The following is a 15,015-nucleotide window of genomic DNA, read 5'->3' on the forward strand; positions in this document are numbered from 1 at the left end:
TCCGACGATGTGTCGTCGGAAGCCATTTTTATTTGCGCAAGACATTTGAATGAGAGAAAATTAAAAACTAAGACAAATATCAACAAAATAAAATAACCGAACGCTTTTCTAGCCTCCTGCAAAATCAATGCGTACGCTGCTCTGCATGACCGCTCTCGCCATCGCCAGCCAAAGCTGGGCTTCGGACGGACTCGAAAGCATGAGCCTGGAGGATCTGCTCGCCACCGATGTCACATCGGTATCCCGGAAATCGCAAAGTTTGGCGGACGTTCCAGCTGCAGCCTTTGTCATTTCGGCCGAAGACATCCGCCGTTCTGGCGCGCTTTCGCTACCCGATGTGCTACGCATGGCTCCCGGCATTCAGGTCGCGCAACTCGATAGCGGACGCTATGCCGTCAGTTCCCGTGGTTTCAACGGTCGTTTTGCCAACAAACTGCAGGTGCTGGTCGATGGCCGCAGCATCTACCATCCGATTTTTTCCGGAACGCTCTGGGAACAGGATCCCATACCGCTGGAAGATATCGAACGCATCGAGGTCATCCGCGGCCCTGGCGCGGCGATGTGGGGGGTCAATGCCGTCAACGGCGTCATCAACATCATCAGCAAGCATTCGCGCAGTCAGCAAGGCAGCGAAGCATCGCTGACCGTCGGGGACCCAGGGCTTGGGCGGATTTATGGAAGCTTCGGCGCCGCGCTAAACGATCAGGGGAGCTTCAAGGTTTCTCTTCTCGGTCGTCATGCCGAACCTTCAAAAACAGCGTCCAGCCGCGCTTACGGCGAAGATCGCCTGAACAATGCTGCGGTGGACGTGCGTTTTGACCAGAATTTGAGTTCAGGCAAGGATCTCAGCATCTGGTTCAATGCCTCGCGCTCCAGCTTGGGTGACCTCTGGTACACCTTCCCACGCTTCAGTGGCGGCAGCTTCATGGGCATGGCCGAAATGCCGGTGAATCAGGTTTACTCCTCGGAAAACCTGATGGGGCGCTATCGCTGGCTGTCTGAAAAAGGCATCGAGTCGTCGCTGCAAATGGCATTTACCCGCTCCGGCATCGACATTCCCGGTTTTTTCCTCGAAGACAGATACACCTTCGATCTGGATTACCAAGGCCGCTACGCCGCCGGTGAGCACGATCTGCTCTGGGGCTTGAGCCACCGCAGCAGCAGCGATGACGTGTGGACAGCCCGTCCGGTGATTTATCTCTCACCGGAAAAGTCGAGTGTGCAGACATCAGGCATATTCCTTCAAGATGACTGGACACTGATCGCCGACCGCGTGCGCCTGGGCCTGGGGGCTCGTTACGATCACTCCGACCGTGGCGGCTACCATTTCTCGCCTAATGTGACATTGATCTGGACCCCGAGCAAATCCGACACCCTGTGGACCAAGTACGCTCGCGCACCGCGCTTGCCATCGCGCGCCGAGCAAGATATCAGCATCTACGCCGGTGTTATCCCCACTGGCGGCAGTGCACTGCTGATCCACAACAAGCCCGCGGGTGAGTCCTTCCGTTCGGAAAAGCTGGAGGGTTTCGAAGTGGGCGGGCGAAAGCAGTTTGCGTCCAATCTCAATGCCGATTTAAGCGCCTATCGCTATCGTTACACCGGTTTGCGTGCGGGCAGTCTGTCCACCACACCCGTCGTCTCCGATTTCCCGCCGCTCATGGCCCTGGAAACTCGACCTTCCAATTCTCTCGATGGCTGGGTCACCGGCTTCGAGCTGAGCGCCGACTGGCTGGTGACACAGGCTTGGAGGCTCCAACTCTCCTACAGCTGGATGCGCACAGAAATTGACGACAGTGCCAACCCAACGCTCAAGACCACTGGCGACAACTTGGAAAAGGCCGATCCACGGCAATATGGCTCACTGCGTTCGCAGTGGAATCTCTCCAGTTCGCAGCAATTCGATGTCTGGTTGCGCGGTTCGGCTGGCTACTACCGGCAGAATGCCCCCTACCCCAACCTGGTCCGCATCCCTGGCTATCTCACGCTGGACCTGCGTTATGCCTACAAGGTCGACAAAAACCTTGAACTCGCCCTGATCGGCCGCAACCTGGCCGGTCCCCGCCGCAGCGAATTCATCGCCGATTATCTACCGGCAGTTGCTGTGGAAATTGCCCCTGCCATCATGGCAACGGCTCGCATGACATTCTGAGAACCATAATGTCTGCCCACCAGCTCCTTACCTCGGTCCGCCGCCTGGCCCTGTGCCTGGCGATGGCCTTGGCGACGCCGACCAGTTTCAGCGAGGTCGCATCGGAAGGACAGTTGAAGGCCGCCTATCTGATCAATTTCCTAAAGTACATCGAATGGCCGGTAGCCAAGCCAACGGTCACGATATGCCTGTTCGGCCGCGACAGCCTTGGCCCCTACCTCGCCCCCTATGAGGGACGTAGCGTTGCCGGCAAGGAATTGCGTATCCGGCGCGTATCCAGCCCTGAGCAACTGGCCGACTGTCAGGAGCTTTTTGTACCGGATACCGAAGAAGCCCGTTATGCTGCAATCCTGCGGTGGACCGACAAACAGCCCATTCTGACGGTGAGCGATAACGAAATCTTTGCCCGCGACGGCGGTAGCGTATCGTTGATCCGACAGGAAGGTCGCCTGCAATTCGATATCAATACTGATGCGATGGGCCGAGCCGGCCTCAAGCCTTCGTCACAAATGATGCGACTCGCCCGCCAGGTGATCGGGAGTACCAGATGACCGTTCGCAGCCTACCTCTACAACGCAAGCTGGCCCTGATACTCGCAGCCTCGATGACCGTCGGTCTCTTGCTCACTTTGGCTTTCTTTGCATTCAATCAGGTCGAGCACCGGCGTGAGGCAAAGCTGAAGGAAATCCGCTCGATGGCGGAAATCATCGCCTTCAATGCCAGTGCCGTCGTCGAGTTCAAGGATTTGACGGGCGCCGAACGCCTGTTCAACTCGCTGGTACAACACTCCGACATCGATGCCGCCCGCATGGCCAGTGCGGACAACACCTTCAGTTACGGCTACGACAGAAAAGCAAATGCTTCTCCCGTTCAGGCCGGACACGGTGACAGCTTCCATCCGACAGCGGATTACGTTGATTTCCGGCATGTCACCGCGATCGTTCCGATCACGACGCCCGATGGGATCGTCGGCTCTGTTTCCATCACGGCGAATCTGGAACAGGTCTGGCAGGAAACCAAGCACGACTCACTTGTCTTCTTGCTCGCTTCGCTGATCGCCTTCCTGTTCGCGTTGCTGATGGCGCGCCGCATGCAGGCCCCGCTGCTTCGCGCACTCGGTTCCTTGACCGCAACAGCAAAGGATGTCGCCGAATCGAAGAACTTCGCCCAAAGGGCGACCAAGTACTCCGAAGACGAGATCGGCCAACTGGCCGACACCTTCAACAGCATGCTCGAGGAAATCGCCGAACGCGATGGCCAATTAGCCAAGCACCGGGCCCACCTTGAGGAAAGCGTCGAACAACGGACGCATGAACTTCGCGTAGCCAAGGAAGCTGCCGAATCGGCCAACCGTGCCAAAAGTGCCTTCCTGGCCAACATGAGCCACGAAATTCGGACACCGATGAATGGCATCATCGGTTTTGCCGAGTTGCTGGCCTCCAGCCCGCTCAACGAACAACAGCGGACGCAACTGAACATTCTGCGCAGCTCGGCCGATAGCCTTCTGCATCTCCTGAACGACATCCTCGATTTCTCCCGCATCGAAGCCGGCGGCCTGCAACTCGAACAGGCACCATTCAATCTGCGCGAAACAATCGCCAGTATCGCCTCGATCTTTGCCCCCAATGCCCGAAAGAAAGACCTCGGGCTATGGTTCGATGTCGCGCCTGATGTTCCGGAACAAATCATTGGCGACCGTTATCGCCTCGGCCAGATTGTCACCAACCTGGTCAACAACGCCATCAAATTCACTGAAGCCGGCGGTATTCGTATCCAGGTCTCGAGCGCCCGCAAGATGCAGGACCGGCCACGGTTGCACATATCGGTGACGGATACGGGTATCGGTATCGAGCCGGAGGCGATCAAGGATATCTTCTCTCCCTTCCGCCAGGCCGACAACAGCATGAGCCGACGTTTCGGCGGCAGCGGCTTGGGGCTGGCCATCGCCCGTGACCTCGTTGCGCAGATGGGAGGCGAAATTTCGGTCAGCAGCCAACCGGGCGCCGGCACCGTCTTTCGCATCGACCTGCCATTACAGGTTGCCAGCCTGTCCCGCAGCTTGCCAGACTGGATGCCGCAACTTCGCGGCAAACGCATTCTTGTTCTGTGCCGGGAGCCTGAGCACGGCGAACGTTGGGCCGGCATGCTGCGCTGGGCCGGTCTGGAAGCAACGCTATTCAGTAGCTATAGCGAAGGCATGCAATCGCTCAGTGAGGGGCGTCCTGACGCCATCGTCGTCGAGGATTCGATCTGTTTCGATGAGTTGGCCGGTGGACACGCCACTCCGCCCGAGATACCGGTCGTATTAGTGCACAATTTCCGTGCAGGAGAAACCGAACTGCCCGCTCCGCCCAACTGGGTTCAGGCCTGCCTCGCCGAACCCTTCGGCGATATCGCCCTTTGGACCGAACTGGCACGCGTCTTCCATTTGCTCGGCGAACCGGAGCCCGACGAGAACCCGACCAATGCGGGCGACAGCCTGAACTTCTCGGCCAAGGTCTTGATGGTCGAAGACAACGAGACCAACCGGCTGATCCTCGAGCAGATTCTGCTCTCCCTCGGCTGCCGGGTACATTGTGCGACCAATGGCCGCGAAGCAATTGCCGCCCTGGAAAGCGAACGCTTCGATCTGACCCTGATGGACGTCCAGATGCCAATCATGGATGGCCTGACGGCCACGCGCGAAATACGGCAGCGGGAGGAAGGCAGCGGGCGTCCACGGCAACTGATCATCGCATTGACTGCCAATGCCCTGGCGGGCGACCGCGAGGTTTGCCTGCAGGCCGGGATGGACGACTACATTGCCAAGCCAGTCACCATCGGCAGTTTGAGTCGAACAATGCTGCGCTGGCTGCCTGCCACGAAAAATGGCCAAAAAGAGCAGTGCACCGCAGCAGTGCTCAATGAACCGTCAGAAGAGCCACTGATCAACCTCAGCGATCTGAAAAAGAGTTTGGGCGATACTGCCGGCCCGATCATCAAGCAGGTGCTCTCGTCTTACCTGAAGGAAGGCAGCGCCCATATCGAGACCCTCTCCCGTTTGGACGACGAATGCGACCTGGAGCGCGTCACCCGTATTGTTCATAACCTGAAGAGTTCCAGTGCCGCCGTCGGAGCCTTTTCCTTCTCAGCCCTGTGCAAGGAGGCGGAAAGCGCGGCACGTCAGGGCGACCTTGCCACATTGAAGGCACTTGCCCCGCGCATCGTGGAAACCTTCGAGGCCATTCGCATCGAAGCCGGCACCTTGCTGGCCGCGATGCCCTGAGCAAAGAAAGATTATGGAAGACCTCGCTACCGTACTGGTGATCGACGACGAACCGGTGATGCGCACGATCACCGAATCGATCCTTAAACAAAACGGCTTTCAGGTTCACTCCGCCGATTCGGCGGAAAGCGCCTTGCTGCTGATCGACGAGGGCCTGATTCCCGATATCGTGCTGCTCGACGTACTGATGCCCGGCCTCAACGGTTTCGAAACTTGCCGCCTGCTACGCCAGCAGCAGCGCTTCGAATACCTGCCCATCATCATGTTGACCGCACTCGACGACCAGGCATCGATCGATGAAGCCTACCGTAGCGGCGCAACCGATTTCATCACCAAGCCGCTGAACATTCCGCTGCTCCCCCACCGCGTCCGTTACCTTTTACGTTCGGCCAACGCCTTCAAAGAAGTCTTCGCCAGTCAGATGACGCTGCTCAACACCCAGCAGATCGCCCATCTCGGCAACTGGAGCATGGACCGCGAGGGCAACATCGCCACTGCCTCGCGTCAGTACCTGGATATCATCGGTGAGAACCACGCCCCCATCCCGGCGGCCCGCTTGCTTTTCCGCGTGCATCGCGAAGACCGTGAACTCCTCACCCAACACCGCCGTCAGCTTCAAGAAGGCCGTCCGTATCGTCTCGACTACCGTTTACGCAACCTCGACGACCCGAACAAATGGCACCATGTCCATGAACGCGGTTTTCCGAATATCGACCGCAGTGGCCATTATCAGGGCGCAACCGGTTTTACTCAGGACATCACGGAGCGTGCCGAACAGGAGGAACGCATCCGTGACCTCGCTTGGCATGACCGCGTCACCGGACTGAACAACCGCAGCCGCCTCACCGAACTGATCGAACGCGAACTGGTTTCCGCACGGCAACAGACTTCACTGGCTGTCCTCTACGTACATATTTCCAGCCTGCGCGAAATCTCCGCAGTGCTTGGACAGGAAGTTGCCGACAGCGCCATACGCGCCCTTGCCGACCGCCTGAAGGAGCTATTGCACTCCCCCGACAAAATGTGCAATTGCTTCGACAAGGGATGTTTTCTCGCGGCCAAGCTCGGGCGCTACGACGAGCACGCCTTTGCCCTTGCAGTCAGCGGAGTATCGAACGAGGAGCCGATACGCTGTTTTGCCAAGACAGTGTTGGAGCAGTTGTCGGCACCGATGATGCTGCAAGGTCAGGAAACGGTATTCAAGGCTTTCGTTGGCATTGCACTCTACCCTCAGGATGCGCCCGACACACCCGAACTGATGCGGCGCGCCATGCTCTGCGCCATGCACGCGGCAGCCGGCGACGCCAGCGATTCAATCAATTTCTTCGATCCGGAACACGACAGGGAGGCCGCCGAGCGTGTCGCCCTCGAACGAGGGCTACGCATCGCCCTCGACCAAGGCGGCCAATTGGTTCCCTATTTCCAGCCCAAGGTCTGTGCCCTGACCGGCAAGCTCGTCGGCGCCGAAGTCCTGCTGCGCTGGCTGCATCCGGAACGGGGCATGATCTCGCCGGCCAAGTTCATCCCGATTGCCGAACAGAGCGGCTTGATCCACCCGATCAGCGAATGGCTGGTCACCCGGGTCTGCGAGACCATTGCCGACTGGCTGGTCTGGAAACACGAGGTCGGGGCCATCAGCATCAATCTGTCGGCCGCCAGTTTCTATCAACGCACCCTCGTCCAATTCATTGACGAAGTGCTGCACCGTACCGGAATCCCCGCGCAGCAACTGATCATCGAACTGACCGAGGGAATCCTGATGCAGAACTCCGATACGGCAACCCACGTCATTGACGCCCTCCGTAAGCGAGGCGTACGCGTCTCGCTGGATGACTTCGGTACCGGTTTTTCGTCCCTGGGCTACCTCAACCGCTTCAACATCGACGAAATCAAGATCGATCGCTCCTTCGTCATCGACATCGAAAACGACTCCCGCGAACTCGCATTGGTTCAAGGTATCATCACACTCGGTCACGCATTGGGCCTCAAAGTCGTTGCGGAAGGCGTCGAAACCGAGAAACAGGCCCGCCTTTTGAAGGAAATGGGATGCGATATCTTCCAGGGGTTCTTCTTCGCCAAGCCGATGCCCGGCGAAGAATTCATCCGCTTCCCTGCGCAGCCTTTGATGCCAGCAGTTCCACCGGAAAATGCCTAAGCAACCGACACTCTCGAAACCGAAGGTTCACCGTCTCCTGCTGGCAATCATGCTCGCAGTCAGCGGCACGTCCGGCGCCAGCTTCGATGCAATCGACATCCCCCTGGAGGATCTGTCTCAGGTCAAGATTATTTCTACGCCGAAGTTTGCCGAGAACCCCGATCAGATTCCCTCCCTCGTCTCCATCCTGACGGCTGACGACATACGCATCTACGGCTGGCGCACCCTGAGCGATGCGCTACGTTCGCTACAGGGCATCAACGTCACCGACGACCACACTTACGCCTACACCAGCGTACGCGGCATTTCGCAAGCGGGTGATTACCGGGCTCGCATGCAGGTCCTGATCGACGGCATCGCAACCAATGAGAACATCTATGGCAGCGCCCCCACCGGCAGCGAATTCCCGCTAGACCTGGGCCTCGTCGAACGCATCGAAATCATTCGCGGCCCCAGTGCCTCCGTCTATGGCAGCGATTCAATGTTTGGCGTAATCAACGTCGTGACTCGTAGCGGACAAAGCCTGCGCGGTGGAGAAGCCGCACTTAGCCTAGGTAGTGGCAAGGCATACCGCTTGCGTTCCAGCTTCGGAGGCAATGTCGGTGGCAATGACCTGCTGGTTTCGTTCACCGGTTACGACTCGTCGGGCCGCAGTCTAGTATTCAATGACACCGATGCCTCTGGCGAAGCACAGCGCCTGCACGCCATCGGAGCCGAACAAGGTGGGCAGCTGTTCGTCCGGGCTCGGGGCTCCGACTGGCGCGTGACCCTGGTTCACAGTCAGCGTGATCGCACGATACCAACAGCCAGCTACGCCACCATCGCCGACGACAAGGGGCATACCGAGGCAGATCGCTACTCCCTGTTCGATCTCGGCAAGGATTGGCAGATAAACGCGAAGAACACCCTGCAGCAACGTCTCTATGCCAGTGAATACGGATACGACGGAAAGTTTCCTTACGATTACTCCGCCAGCGGCGGCGCTAGCCGCCTGTTCAATGTCGACAGAGCACGAGGTAATGCCTGGGGCTTGGAAAACCGCCTGATCAACACCGCCTGGGATAAGCAACGTTGGACGCTCGGGCTGGAATACCGCGCCAACTCCCGCCAGGACCAAAAGAATTACGACCGTGGCGTGGGCTGTTACGACAGCTCAACTGGCAATTCAAGCACTTCAGCCTGTCTGGACGACCGCCACAGCAGCCATGTCTTCACAGTCTACGCCCAGGACGAAATTCAGCTGGGGACTGCCAACACCCTGATCATCGGCTTACGACACGACAGAGTCAGCGACAGCAAGAATTTTTGGAGTCCGCGCCTCGGCCTGATTCATGAAGCCGGAGATTTGGGCTTGTTCAAGCTGCTTTACGGCACCGCCTTCCGCACACCTTCGCCGTATGAACGCGCCTACATCACTCCCAGTTACAGCTATGGCAACCCCGACATTGGTCCGGAACGTCTGAAATCGGTCGAATTCACTTGGGAAAAGCGTTTAGCCAATCTGGGCAAACTCACTGCCTCGGCTTATTCAATGCGCATCGAAGATCTCGTGACGACGAATCCTGACACCGGTACGGTGATCAACGGAAGCCCTGTTCGTGCCAACGGCATCGAAATTGGCTACGAACAACGCTGGAAGAACGGACTGCAAGTACGTGGCAGCCTGTCTTCACAATATGCCGCGAGCGACAGTGGCCGCCTCGACAATTCGCCACGCCACATGGCCAAGCTGAATCTGGGGATGCCAACCGGAATTACAGGCCTGATGGCTGGCCTGGAAAGTCAGTGGATAGGAGATCGCCGCGCCAACAACGGCAACGAACGCGTAGCCCCATATCTACTGACCAATCTGAACTTTTCCTATCTCCCGGCAGGTAACCGTTGGGAAATGGGTTTGGGCATCTACAATCTGTTCGACCGTCGCTACACCGACCCCGTCTCTCCGGACGAGCCTGTGACCGGCGTTACGCGCTGGTCAATGCCCCAACTCGGCCGCACCGTACAGTTACGCACCCTCATCCGCTTCTAACGACGGTAGCAAGCACCAGTCGAGAAAACGAAAAAGGCCTCGGAAAACCGAGGCCTTTTTCATTGGTATCCTGGCGGAGAGGGGGGGATTCGAACCCCCGATAGGCTATTAACCTATACACGCTTTCCAGGCGTGCGACTTAAACCACTCATCCACCTCTCCGGGAGCCGCGCATTATAGCAGCCCTGCGTCCCGAGTCAAACGAATCTTCGCAGAAAAGCGAGTAAAAGCCAGAGCAGTAGAAGAATAACGAAGGTCAGGCCGGCGATGAATCCCTGGCCGACAGCCTTGGGCAGAAGACGGGTAAGCAACCCGATAGGGGCAGCCGTAATCAATTTGAACAAGCGATAGATGGGATTCGTTTCGCGCGCCCTACCGGCCAACACGAACAGGATGCCCTGAGCGATCAGACATAAGCCGAGCATCTCGATGACCGCGCGTACGGCGCTGAGCAGGAAAGCCATCCGTGGTGCTACTCGTCTTCAATGCCGAATTGGGCATCCAGTTTTTTCATCCGCCGGTTGTAGTACCAGATGATCAGCAGGTAGATGACGAGAACGCCCTGAGCCGCCATGTAGAAGCCGAACGGAAAACCGACGAAGACATACTCGTTCAATTCGCGGGCAAACCAATTCACCCCGAAGGTGACGAACAACCAGAAAGCCAGCAGGCCGATAGTCAGGCGCCGGGTATGCCGCCAGTAGTCGTCAGGGCGTGCCATGGTCGCTTTCCTCACGATGGCGGACGATGTCGAGAAAACGTGCTGCCTGCGGTTCCGGCTTGGTCAGCAGGCTGACCACCACGATAGTCACAAATCCGGCAGCGACCCCGAACACCCCGGCGGCCGTGGACTGGACATGGAACCATGGCTCCATGCGCAAGCCGCTGATGCCGAGCCAGGGAATGCTGTCGAATTCGACGCGCAGCAGGTAGTACAGCGTAGTCAGCAAGCCGACCAGCATGCCCGCCAAGGCGCCGCTACGCGTCGCCCGCTCCCAGAAAATGCCGAGAACCAAGGCTGGGAAGAAAGCCGAACCGGCAATCGAGAATGCCCAAGCCACCATCGACAGAATGGTGCCCGGTTTCTGTGCAGCGACCGTTGCCGCCATGATGGCGACAACCAGCAACATGGATTTTGAAATGACCAGGCGGAACTGGGTCGAGGCTTCCGGCCGGATGATCCGGTAGTAGACGTCGTGCGACAGGGCACTGGTAATGGTCAGTAGCAGACCGTCGGCCGTCGACAAGGCGGCAGCCAAGCCGCCAGCCGCCACCAAGCCGGAGACCACGTAAGGCATGCCGGCGATTTCCGGCGTGGCCAGCACGATCACGTCGGGGTTCAGTGAAAGCTCGGCCAATTGCAGGATACCGTCGGCATTGATGTCCTCGATGCTGACCAGTCCTACCTTGGCCCAAGCGGCCACCCAGCCCGGCAATTTGGCAATCGGAATTTCAGCCAGATGCGAAAGCACTTCGAACTTAGCGAATACCGCATAGGCCGGCGCTGTGATGTAAAGCAACAGGATGAAAAGTAGCGACCAGAACACCGATTCGCGCGCCTCGCGTACGGTCGGGGTCGTGTAGTAGCGGATCAGCACATGCGGCAATGCGGCCGTACCCACGGTCAGGCAGAAAACCAGGGCCAGGAAATTGATGCGTTGTATCCACTGCTGCTTTTCGTCATCGCCAGGGAAGGCATCGGCGTGGTGGATCGGTGGCCGACTGCGCTCAACCGCCGTGTACATTGCGCTTTCCCAGCGCACTTTGGCCTGCTCCGGGTCATGCGGCAACTCCCGACGCAAACGTTCGAGGGCGACGATATCCCGCATTTGCGCATCGCCGGCTTTCAGCTGATTGATCTGCGCCTCGAGATGCTCGCGTTCCAGCGTCAGCGACTGGGGCAATTGGATGATTTTCTGCGCATACTGGTCGGCCCGCTCAGCATACAACTGGCGCACATCGAGTTCCGCGCGATTGTTGAATACCCGGTTTTCCAAGGCCGTTACCTGCTGCAGCACTTCGCCGTAGACCAGTTGTGGCACCGGGTTGCCCGTCACGTTATAGGACAAGATGGCGACTGGCGTGATGTAAGCAACGATCAGGATCAGATACTGAGCGACTTGTGTCCACGTCACCGCCCGCATGCCGCCCAGGAAGGAGCAGACCAGAATCCCGGCAAGGCCGACGAATACCCCGATTTCGAACTGCAGGCTGACGAAGCGGCTGGTGATGACGCCAACACCGTAGATCTGGGCAACGACATAGACGAATGAAGCCAGGATGGCAGCACCGACCGCGACGAGGCGGATCGGCGTGCCACCGTAACGTGCACCAAGAAAATCCGGGATGGTGTATTGGCCGAATCTCCGTAGATAGGGCGCAAGCAGCAAGGCCACCAGCACGAATCCGCCGGTCCATCCAAGCACATAGGCCAGGCCTTGGAAGCCGGACAGGTACAAGGTGCCGGCCAGCCCCATGAAGGAGGCAGCACTCATCCAGTCGGCACCGGTGGCCATGCCGTTGAAGAAGGCCGGCACGCGCCGCCCGGCGACGTAGTACTCCGAAACATCCGAAGTCCGGCTGACGATGCCGATCACCGCGTACATCGAGATGGTGAAGAACAGGAAGGCGTAGCCGATCCAGCGCGGCGGCATGCCATGCTTTTCCAGGATGGCCAAGCCGGCGATGAACAGGAAGAAGCACCCTGTGTAATACAGGTAGTAGCGTTGCAGCCGGGTCAAACGCTGAAGCATGCGGACGATCAGTGAGTACGACGTAGGAAGCGGCTGGCCCGCGACTCGTCGACCAGGCGTTCGGCTGTGTCGATCTGCTTGCCGACGACGCGCACGAGCAGCATCTGGAATATGCGCGCCAGCAACAGGTTGTTGTCCATCGCATCGCGCCTGCCCTGCCCGGCATTCAGCCCGAACAGTTCGATCCAGTGATCGAGCGGCATCACGGTATGGCATTTTTCTTCGAACATGGCCGGCAACAGCCAGGCCAGATCGACCCACCGCGCCTCGAATTCGATGCCGAAGCGCTCGCGATAGATCTGCTTCAGATACGCGCCGACGTAGGGCACGTGATAAGTCACCAGCGGTGACTTGGCAGCATATTGCAAAAATGCCATTAAACGCCTGTCCACCGCAGCAGCGTCTTCTTCCTTGGCCTCCAGATCGGCGTAGAAAGTATCGCCGGGCACAATCATCGAATGTTGCACGCTGCTGGCCGCCAACGCCTTCAGCTGGTCACCATCACCGCCTGGGCCTCCAACAGCGAGATCGACCACGACGTAGCGCACGTGGTAATGCAGATCATCGAGGCGCGGCGCAGGCAGGGCTTGCCATTGCTCCAGCGCCGAACGCACCTCTTGCGGCAACTCGCTGGCGGCCCCGCCGCCGAACAGGATTTTCTTCAGGTTGAGCATCTCAGTTCACCTGATAGTCCAGTTTCAGACGGGTCTGTATCTTGCGCGCTTGACGGAAAGACTCCTTCAGGATGCGCCGATCGAGTTCGTTCAGCTTGTCCGGGTCGATCAGGTTATCGCCCTGGACGCCCGGCTCACCTTCCAGATACTGATGCTGCAAGCGCAGCAACTGGATGAAATTGAGCGCCTCGAGCACGGCATTGATCTCGTCGGCACGAATCGACAAACGCTGCGAGGCCAGGCGCAGGCGCTGGATCGAATTGGTGTTGTGTACGCCGGAAGCCAGTGCATAGATGCGGGCGACATCGACGAAGATGCGCGAACCGTATTTCTTCAGGTCGATCTTGCCCGGATGGTCGGGTTCGAGATCGGTCAGGAAATCGCGAATCTTGCCGAGCGGCGGTTCGACGTCGAGCGCATTGTGCGCCATGGCGCGCAGAAACATCGGGTTGGAAGCGGTCAGGTTCAGCAGATGGCGGCGCATCGCCTCGGCCAACTCGGTCTTTCCGTGCAAGGGACGGAAGTCGAAGAAGATGGTGGCGTTGAGCAAAGCTTCCGGCTGCGGCACGCGGACCCATTCGGCAAACTGGTCCTTCCATTCGTCGAGCGTCAGACACCACTGCGGATTGCTCGCCATGATGTTGCCCTTGCACAGCGGGAAACCGCAGCGGTCCAGATCCTTGTTGGTATCCAGCGCAAAGGCCAGGAAACGCTGGCGCAGCGCATCCTTGGCCGCTGGATCGTCGCAAGCGAAGACGATGCCGTTATCCTGGTCGGTGCTGAAGGTCTGCTCGTCGCGCCCCTCGGAGCCGAAGGCCAGCCAAGCCCATTCGATACCGTCGAAATGGTGCTTGTCGAGATTGAGTTGGATGACGCGCCGGGTCAGCGCATCGTTCAAGGCCGAAATGAATTGGGTCAATTGCTCCGCACCGATGCCCTGGGCCAGCATGTTGAAAGCCAGTTGGCGCACATCGCCGGCTGCCTGCTGCAGTGCTTCGACATTGGGCGCCCCTTCGATGGATTGGCGAATCTGGCGCAGGCCGACGCGTTGCAGCGAGAACAGATCGCGCTCGGAAATGACACCTGTCAGCTTGCCCTCGGCATCCGTCACCAAGACATGGCGGATACCGTGCGTGGCCATGGCCAGCATGGCGTCGTAGGCCGTAGCGTGCTCTTCGAGCATGAAGGGATTGGGCGACATGGCCTGGCTGATCGGCACATCCTGCGACAGGTCGGCCAACACCACACGATCGAGCAGGTCGGAGCGCGTGAATACGCCGACCGGCTTCCGGTCCTCGCCGACAATGACCAGCGAGCCGATACCGGCCTTGGACATGGTTTCCAGCGCGGTGCGCAAACGGGTTTCCGGTGCCACGGCAATCGGATTGCGCGCCCCGATGCCGACCAGCGGCGAATTGAGCGTCTGCTGCTCGCAGGCCCGTTGGGCGAACTGCAGCTGCAACTGACGGCGCGATTGGTCGAGCAGGCTGGCGATGTACTGGGTACAGAAAAGGTTGAACTCCGTGCTCGTCGCCATCAACTGCATGAAATCTTCGGCCGGCAACTGGTAGCAAAAGGTATCCTCGACCGCCGTATAGTCGTTGGTCGACGGACGCCCCGCCGTCACCGCGCCGATCGGGAAGGCCTCGCCGGCCCCCAGGCTGAGGATGGAGTATTCGGTGACCGCCACCTCGCCGGCCTGGCGGGCCTGCACCTTGCCCGATTCGATCAGGTAGAAGTAACGCACGTTGCCTGAGTCCGAGCCAACGATGCCGCTGCCCGCCGGATAGAAGGCAATCTGCGCGCGCTCGGCAAAGAATTGCAGCGCCTCCGGCTTCATCTTGTTGAACGGTGCGTGGTTCTTCAGGAAAGCGAGCGTATTGCTGGCCAGACGACGCTGACCATCGGCGCGGAGTGCCAACTCGACTTGCCCGAGATCGGGGCTTTCTTGTTCTGCTAGCTGCTGCGTACTCACGACAACCTCTTC

General features: G+C 58.9%; 10 protein-coding genes and 1 tRNA gene. 5 read left to right on the top strand and 6 right to left on the bottom strand.

Features of this window, described 5'->3' with window-relative positions:
• Positions 1-127: 127 nt before the first annotated feature.
• From WIF35_RS04685 to WIF35_RS04705, 5 genes are read left to right on the top strand one after another with little or no spacing between them, the layout of a single operon-like run.
• Positions 128-2,152, top strand: coding sequence for a TonB-dependent receptor plug domain-containing protein (locus WIF35_RS04685; protein WP_412480407.1), 2,025 nt, complete (start codon positions 128-130; stop codon positions 2,150-2,152).
• A gap of 8 nt (positions 2,153-2,160) precedes the next feature.
• A complete protein-coding gene (locus WIF35_RS04690; protein ID WP_412480408.1) occupies positions 2,161-2,703 on the top strand; it encodes a YfiR family protein in 543 nt (180 codons plus the stop codon).
• Positions 2,700-5,417 carry an ATP-binding protein gene (locus WIF35_RS04695; protein ID WP_412480409.1) on the top strand — a complete coding sequence of 906 codons (2,718 nt, stop codon included), beginning with the start codon at positions 2,700-2,702 and terminating at the stop codon, positions 5,415-5,417. Before WIF35_RS04690 ends, WIF35_RS04695 begins: the two co-directional genes overlap by 4 nt.
• Positions 5,418-5,430: 13 nt before the next feature.
• Positions 5,431-7,572: a putative bifunctional diguanylate cyclase/phosphodiesterase gene (locus WIF35_RS04700; protein ID WP_412480410.1), complete on the top strand. Its 2,142-nt coding sequence runs from the start codon at positions 5,431-5,433 to the stop codon at positions 7,570-7,572.
• Positions 7,565-9,601, top strand: coding sequence for a TonB-dependent receptor plug domain-containing protein (locus WIF35_RS04705; RefSeq protein ID WP_412480411.1), 2,037 nt, complete (start codon positions 7,565-7,567; stop codon positions 9,599-9,601). Before WIF35_RS04700 ends, WIF35_RS04705 begins: the two co-directional genes overlap by 8 nt.
• Before the next feature lie 71 nt (positions 9,602-9,672).
• On the opposite strand, the gene WIF35_RS04710 is transcribed toward WIF35_RS04705, so the two are convergent.
• From WIF35_RS04710 to WIF35_RS04735, 6 genes are all read right to left on the bottom strand, one after another.
• Positions 9,673-9,763 (bottom strand) — tRNA-Ser (locus WIF35_RS04710).
• Positions 9,764-9,798: 35 nt separating this feature from the next.
• The gene (locus WIF35_RS04715) at positions 9,799-10,065 is read right to left on the bottom strand and encodes a hypothetical protein (RefSeq protein ID WP_412480412.1); all 267 of its coding nucleotides are present in this window, start codon (positions 10,063-10,065) and stop codon (positions 9,799-9,801) included.
• 8 nt (positions 10,066-10,073) lie between these two features.
• Positions 10,074-10,322 carry a DUF4212 domain-containing protein gene (locus tag WIF35_RS04720; protein ID WP_412480413.1) on the bottom strand — a complete coding sequence of 83 codons (249 nt, stop codon included), beginning with the start codon at positions 10,320-10,322 and terminating at the stop codon, positions 10,074-10,076.
• Entirely contained in the window at positions 10,309-12,354 is a 2,046-nt protein-coding gene (locus tag WIF35_RS04725) for a sodium:solute symporter family protein (RefSeq protein ID WP_412480414.1), read from the bottom strand. Before WIF35_RS04725 ends, WIF35_RS04720 begins: the two co-directional genes overlap by 14 nt.
• An 8-nt stretch (positions 12,355-12,362) precedes the next feature.
• Positions 12,363-13,028: a hypothetical protein gene (locus WIF35_RS04730; protein WP_412480415.1), complete on the bottom strand. Its 666-nt coding sequence runs from the start codon at positions 13,026-13,028 to the stop codon at positions 12,363-12,365.
• A gap of 1 nt (position 13,029) precedes the next feature.
• Entirely contained in the window at positions 13,030-14,949 is a 1,920-nt protein-coding gene (locus tag WIF35_RS04735; RefSeq protein WP_412481215.1) for a DUF294 nucleotidyltransferase-like domain-containing protein, read from the bottom strand.
• Positions 14,950-15,015: the final 66 nt, after the last annotated feature.

This window comes from Azonexus sp. IMCC34839, assembly GCF_047047955.1.
Lineage (GTDB): Bacteria > Pseudomonadota > Gammaproteobacteria > Burkholderiales > Rhodocyclaceae > Azonexus.